Origin of the sequence: Butyrivibrio sp. INlla14 (assembly GCF_900102515.1) — a bacterium.
Lineage (GTDB): Bacteria > Bacillota > Clostridia > Lachnospirales > Lachnospiraceae > Butyrivibrio.
Genome location: NZ_FMVS01000018.1, coordinates 89,538 through 95,796, shown reverse-complemented (window position 1 = coordinate 95,796; position 6,259 = coordinate 89,538). Strand labels below are relative to the sequence as shown.

At 39.4% G+C, this 6,259-nt stretch carries 4 protein-coding genes, 3 tRNA genes and 1 rRNA gene; 6 read left to right on the top strand and 2 right to left on the bottom strand.

Translation table 11 applies throughout. From position 1 onward, the window contains the following. From BLO53_RS12560 to BLO53_RS12540, 5 genes are all read left to right on the top strand, one after another. Window positions 1–251, top strand: a 23S ribosomal RNA gene (locus tag BLO53_RS12560); the annotation flags it as partial. Window positions 252–354: 103 nt separating this feature from the next. Beyond that, window positions 355–427, top strand: a tRNA-Asn gene (locus BLO53_RS12555). 66 nt (window positions 428–493) lie between these two features. Further along, window positions 494–565, top strand: a tRNA-Glu gene (locus BLO53_RS12550). Window positions 566–579: 14 nt separating this feature from the next. After that, a tRNA-Cys gene (locus BLO53_RS12545) sits at window positions 580–650 on the top strand. A 105-nt stretch (window positions 651–755) separates the two neighbouring features. After that, the gene (locus BLO53_RS12540) at window positions 756–1,664 is read left to right on the top strand and encodes a S1 RNA-binding domain-containing protein (protein ID WP_092062191.1); all 909 of its coding nucleotides are present in this window, start codon (window positions 756–758) and stop codon (window positions 1,662–1,664) included. 67 nt (window positions 1,665–1,731) lie between these two features. Here the strand turns inward: BLO53_RS12540 and gnpA are convergent, their stop codons facing one another. Together gnpA and BLO53_RS12530 are read right to left on the bottom strand one after the other, a co-directional pair. Continuing rightward, window positions 1,732–3,894: a 1,3-beta-galactosyl-N-acetylhexosamine phosphorylase gene (gnpA, locus tag BLO53_RS12535; protein WP_092062188.1), complete on the bottom strand. Its 2,163-nt coding sequence runs from the start codon at window positions 3,892–3,894 to the stop codon at window positions 1,732–1,734. A 26-nt stretch (window positions 3,895–3,920) separates the two neighbouring features. Then, entirely contained in the window at window positions 3,921–4,970 is a 1,050-nt protein-coding gene (locus BLO53_RS12530) for a glycoside hydrolase family 88/105 protein (RefSeq protein WP_092062185.1), read from the bottom strand. Between the two features lie 178 nt (window positions 4,971–5,148). Between BLO53_RS12530 and BLO53_RS12525 the strand changes: the two genes are divergently transcribed. Beyond that, the gene (locus tag BLO53_RS12525) at window positions 5,149–6,111 is read left to right on the top strand and encodes an AraC family transcriptional regulator (RefSeq protein ID WP_092062182.1); all 963 of its coding nucleotides are present in this window, start codon (window positions 5,149–5,151) and stop codon (window positions 6,109–6,111) included. Window positions 6,112–6,259: the final 148 nt, after the last annotated feature.

Here is a 6,259-nt window from a genome sequence, read left to right as displayed (position 1 = left end):
CCTTAGTACGAGAGGACCGGGATGGACGGACCGCTGGTGTATCAGCTGCATCGCCAGATGCATAAGGCTGGGTAGCCACGTCCGGAAGGGATAAACGCTGAAGGCATCTAAGCGTGAAGCCCCCCTCAAGATGAGATATCCCTGGCTTGTCCAGTAAGACCCCTTAGAGAGTATGAGGTTAGATAGGCACAAGGTGTAAGCACGGTAACGTGTTCAGCTGATGTGTACTAATAGGTCGAGGGCTTATCCAAGAAGGTTAGGAACGATTGAAGAAGGATTTAGATTATCAGTGTTCGGTTTTGAAGGTACAATAAGAAGTACCATGCAACGCATGGTATTTTGTATATTCAGTATTCCTCAATAGCTCAGTCGGTAGAGCATTCGGCTGTTAACCGAAGTGTCGTAGGTTCGAGTCCTACTTGGGGAGCTAGTTAAAGCTTGTCTTTGACATTGAATTACGATAGACTGTTACTATAGCGAAACGGTCTGATGCGGCTCCGTGGTCAAGCGGTCAAGACATCGCCCTTTCACGGCGGTAACACGAGTTCGATTCTCGTCGGAGTCATTAAAAAATAATATGGTGACATAGCCAAGTGGTAAGGCGTGGGTCTGCAACACCCTGATCGACGGTTCAAATCCGCCTGTCACCTCTAAATCCTTCGGAATGATCCGAAGGATTTTTTTTCGTACATATAATGGCTACTGTGCTATAATTTACACTGTATTGCAAAATAATATTTGGGGAGGGCCATAACATGCCAGAAGAGACAATGAATGATTTTAAAGATGAGATTGATAGATCTTTTAGAAAGGTACATGAGGGAGATATTCTTGAGGGAACAGTAATTGATGTATCAGATACAGAGATAACCCTGGATCTTAAGTACTATACTCAGGGAATTATAAAGGTAGAAGATATGAGCGATGACCCAAAATTCTCTGTTCATAGAGATGTAAAGGTTGGCGATGAAATTTCTGCTACAGTTATTAGCACGGATGATGGAAATGGAAATATACTCCTGTCCAAGAAGGAGGCAAATCAGGTGCTTTCCTGGGATAAGCTTGGAGAAATGTTATCATCAGGGAAATATGTAGATGTGAAGGTTTCAGAAGCTGTTAAGAGCGGATGTGTAGCTTTCCTAGAGGGAATAAGAGGATTTATTCCAGCTTCCAAGCTTGATCTTCAGTTTGTAGAAGAAGACAAATTACAGGAATATGTTGGAAAGACTCTTAAGGTTAAGGTAATAACAGCAGATAAGGAAGCTGGAAAGCTTGTATTATCTGCAAGAGAATATCTTAGAGAACAGGCAGATTTAAAGAGATCGGAGATGATCTCTAATGTAGAAGTTGGCCTTGTTACAGAAGGGGTTGTAGAAAGTCTTCAGAACTATGGAGCATTTGTTAACCTTGGAAATGGAATGACAGGACTTGTTCACATTTCGCAGATTTGCAATCAGAGAATTGCACATCCTTCTTCAGTTCTTAAGGTTGGACAGAAGGTCAAAGTGAAGGTTACACAGATAAAAGATGGTAAACTTTCACTTAGCATGAAAGCTTTAGAAGAAATAGCAGCTACTGAAATCACAGAAGAAAAGATTCAGTACGAAAGTGATGGAGAAGCAACAACTTCAATGGCTGATCTTTTGAAGAAGGCAGGATTCTGATAATATAGAAAAAGCAGTGACTTGGGAGGATGTCACTGCTTTTTTTCTTTAAATATATAAATACAATTTAAAGCTGTTTAATTACTGTATCGAATGGATCGATATCTTTAAAGACATGTATTCCTGATTCTGTTTTAACTGATGTGCTCTGTTTAGAGTCAGAGTTATTGATTACAATAAGCTTTTTTGAGTTTGCAAAATACGCACATTCAGTATTGGCATTATCTGTTATATAAAGCTCATCTAACGGAAGCCCAGCTGCGTAGAGGATTATATTTAGCAAAAGTCTATTATTTACTGGTGTTGTTTCAAAAGTAGATAAATATATTCCTTTACCTTTGCCAAAGTCATTTATTGTAAATACAGGCTCTCCATCCTGCTCTAGTATTACACGTGCTTTTCCGTCAGTTAAGTGAACAGAACATCTCTTTGGAACGTAAGATCCTTCAGGAATAAGACCTTCAACAGATGATAAAGTATAAGTCCATTTTCCGTGACATACCTTAGCAGGGATGTTTTTATCCACACCGAGAACAGAAGCAAGCCTAAATGTGGTATCGTAGCCGTCAATTGCTGAGGGCTCGTTGACACCAATAAATACGCCGCCTTCAAACACCCATTTTGTAATGATTTCCTCAAGTAACGGATTATTCCAATTATCACCACCACTCCAAGCAGTGCCTTGAGCACCGGCGTTGATTATAACTTTATAATTTGAAAGATCAATCTTTTCTACATCATCAAAGCTGATAAAGTCAACATCAACTGGAAGTCCAGATAGGGCCTCATTGATGTGTATAAGGTCGTTCATATATGTTTCATGGAAATGTCCACTTAAGGTCCAGCTTCTAAGACTGCCCCAGCTATGTAATACAGCAATCTTGACGCCAATAGTAGAAGGAACTCCTTCTGTGTGCAGATCTCTTATAGTTCTGAATTCGTCAGATATTTTTGCAATGTATTCTACAAAATCAGGGTAGTTTTCCACAAGATGGAGATATCCACCAAGGCCAATCCTGTCAATCTTTGTTCTAAGAAGAGCTCGTCTTGTGTGGTTCCAATACTCTTTTGCATCTCTCGTTGGATTTCCACCTTCAGCAAAGGTTGGAAGCCCGCCAAGACCAACTGGGAATAAATAAGGATGTAATCTGATCTCGTGAGTATCAATATTTGCCCCACCGCAAAGTCTGACTTCATATCCAGAGAATACACATTTTATAAGTCCATCGAAGTTAAAGTCCTTGAAGCGATTACTATAAGGTTCAACTCCAACCCAACTATCATCGTAGAATACATAAGCTTTTTTGCCATAGCTGTGAACAATATCAACTAGCTTGCGGCCAAAAGATACTACGAAGGAATTTACAAAATTCATGTAATCACGCTGAGTTTTAACAGGTGGCATATGTGTTACATGAAGAGCGCCTTTATTGATGAAATCTTCAGCTGTCAGTTTGTAGCCATACTTATCTGCAAAATCATCAAGCATTTTAGGACTTACAGTGAAATCATAAGAACCCCAGTCGGTAAACAGGTTTCTGTTTCTCTCGCTACTACCCCAGATCCAAACGAAGTTGTAGAACATGGAAGTAAATCTGACTACAGTTGTAGCAGGATGGGACTCACACCAGTTTGTAAGCCAATTGATCATATATTCCTGGGTTTCTTTATGAACTGGATCAATCTGCATAAGATGCTCTTTTGTCCAGTTGTTAGTCGTGTGATTATACATGGAAATTTCTTCCCAAATACGGTAAGCCAGGAAACTTACTGTATATCTGTGCCAAGGAATGACATTGTTAACAATTACATTCCCAGCCTCTTTTTCATATGTCCAGAAATTGCTACTGATCTCACGACCTGTTGTACGATCGATGACCTGCCAGTATTTCATGGAATCAGGACTATCATTTACTTTAAATTGCTGATCAAAGAAGTCATCTAAAAGGTGAAATGTTAAAAATGCGTCGTCTGCTACTTTGGGCTGAGTCATCAAAAAAGTCTGCTGAAGTTTGTCAGGGTTCTTCTTTGCCCATTCGTTGTGGTCTCTGATTATGCAAATTGTGGAGTAGATGCCATAACCTGAATTAAGGATCTCATCAGAAAGTACAGTTCCATCGCTATCTCTTATGACATCAGCGCCCCATTCTTCTGCAAGATCAAGTGTTAATTTTTCATATCCTGATTCACCGGGTAAAGTGAATCCGCCTTTGGTAGATATAGATTCCATAAAAACCCCCAAGTTGTTATTAAGTATCAGAGTGCGCCATCACTCCTGATTTTGTCGTAGTTAAGTATGCCTGCGAGATATGCAAGTGCAAGTCCTTGTCCCCAGCCCTGGATCCAATCTCTGGAAATGCCTCTATATCCATCTCTGTCTTTCATAACGGCTGTTCCGCCAGATACATTAAGTACACGGCCATCAGCAGACACATTGTCAAGGATGCCCTGTGTAGCTTTATTGATGTACTTGATATGAAGCGGATTGCCTTTATTTATCATTGCGGCAGCAATTCCACATGAGGCAGATATCTCTTCATAAGAGTCCTCATCATCTAAAATTGTGCGGAAAAGACCATTCTCAGTCTGGAGAAGCTTGATAGACGCAAGCTGCTCATTGAGAGAGCCAACAATATCCAAAAATTTAGGATAAAGGTAACATTCAGGAAGGACTCTTCCTACTTCTGACATGGTATATGCAGCCCATGCATTAGCACGGCCCCAGAAAAATCCTGACATATGGTCTTTTGTGATGTTGTTGTAGCCATGGTAGAAAAGACCTGTAGCAGGGTCCTGAAGATATTTGATATGCCAGTAGTACTGATTAAGAGCATCATCGATAAGTTTCTCATCCTTGAGAAGAACACCTGCTCTGAGAAGGAAGAATGCTGCCATGAAAAGAGTATCTGCCCAGCACTGTTCTGGAAAATCGTTGTTTACAGATACAGTGTGCTGGAGTACATTATCACCAAATCTTAAAGCTTCGTTTTCGAGATAATCAATTTTGCTCTTTGCTATATCAAGGTATTTTTCATCCTTGGTATATTCATAAAGAGTAAGCATTGCATGGCCCATAGCACATGTATTTACTGTCCATGAGGGAAGACCAAGTTCGATGTACTCATCAATTCGGTCTTTTAACAACTCTATATATTCTTTGTTTCCTGTAGCAAGATATGCCTCGCAAACACCGTAATATGCAACGCCACCTGGCCAGTCCCAGGTTAAATCCATACGCATTGTACGTTTAACTATTGAATCAATAGTTTTTTCAATTTCTTTTTTGTCATAGATAAGGTTTGCCATACCTAGTTCGCTCCTTATATCACGCTTAATGTGTCATTTTGAGGAAATTATATTAGTGGATGGTCGAAATGTCTATTCAAGTTAAATAAAATCCTTTGCAATTTCAACTATTTGACTTAATATTTTTCATTGGGTACAATAAACGCATTCACGTTTTCTTTATCAAGGGGTTAAATCTATGGCAAAACCAAAAAAGACTGTAATAGAATATAGGAACTATGAGCTTCCAATTAATTTCCCTGTATTATTGCTGACTGGAGACAGATGGCATATTTCTGATGTGAAGTCCGGGAAGCTTCATTTTCACAACTGTCTGGAAATTGGAATTTGTCATTCTGATAGTGGGATAATAGAATTTGACAACACTCCTTATCCTTTCAAGGCGGGAGATGTGACCTTTATATCCAGAAATGTTCCTCATACTACCTATAGTAATAAGGGTGAGGCAAGCCTTTGGACATACATCTTCATACAGCCTGATGAACTCTTAAAGGGCATGTATTCTGACTCTTCACCCTATGCTGATATTTTTACCGATATGATGCAGAACTTTCAGATGATACTAAACAAGGAGGATTATCCAGATGTTTACTACATTATAAAAACAGTTATGGATGAGCTTCAGCATAAAGGCATGAATTATCAGCTTTCAGTGAAGGGACTGATGTTATCACTATTCATGAAAGTTATGAGAATCTATTCTGATAATAAAGGGAAAAAGCTGGAAACAAAGGATACTCACGAAAATGCAATTGTTATTTCTCCGGCCCTGGACTTTATAAAAGAAAATTATATGATGAACTTCCCTATGGAAGAATTGGCAGACATGTGCCATCTTAGCCAGACACATTTCAGGAGGGTATTCCATGAGATCATGAACACAAGCCCTTTAAATTATCTCAATACTACGAGAATACTTCAGTCCTGTATACTACTTCGAACCACGGAAGAGTCAATACTTTCCATATCGGAACAAGTTGGATTCAGATCTGTATCTAGTTACAATAGACATTTTTCTGAGATCATGGGTACCCAGCCCAGTGATTGGAGACACAAGATGGCCAGGGTAGACAATGCATCTATACTGGAATACACAGGATGGATGCAAGCCCAGAACCTGTCTGAAAACAAAGAAAAATAAGGCTTTGAAATATCTAAGTCCTACCTTTATCGGTAGGACTTTTTAGATGCTTGTAACATAGACGTTTTAGCGAAAACGTTTGAGTATAAAACATGCACAAAAATCAGTATCAACTTTTAGCCAAAAGGGACATATGGCACTAAAACTA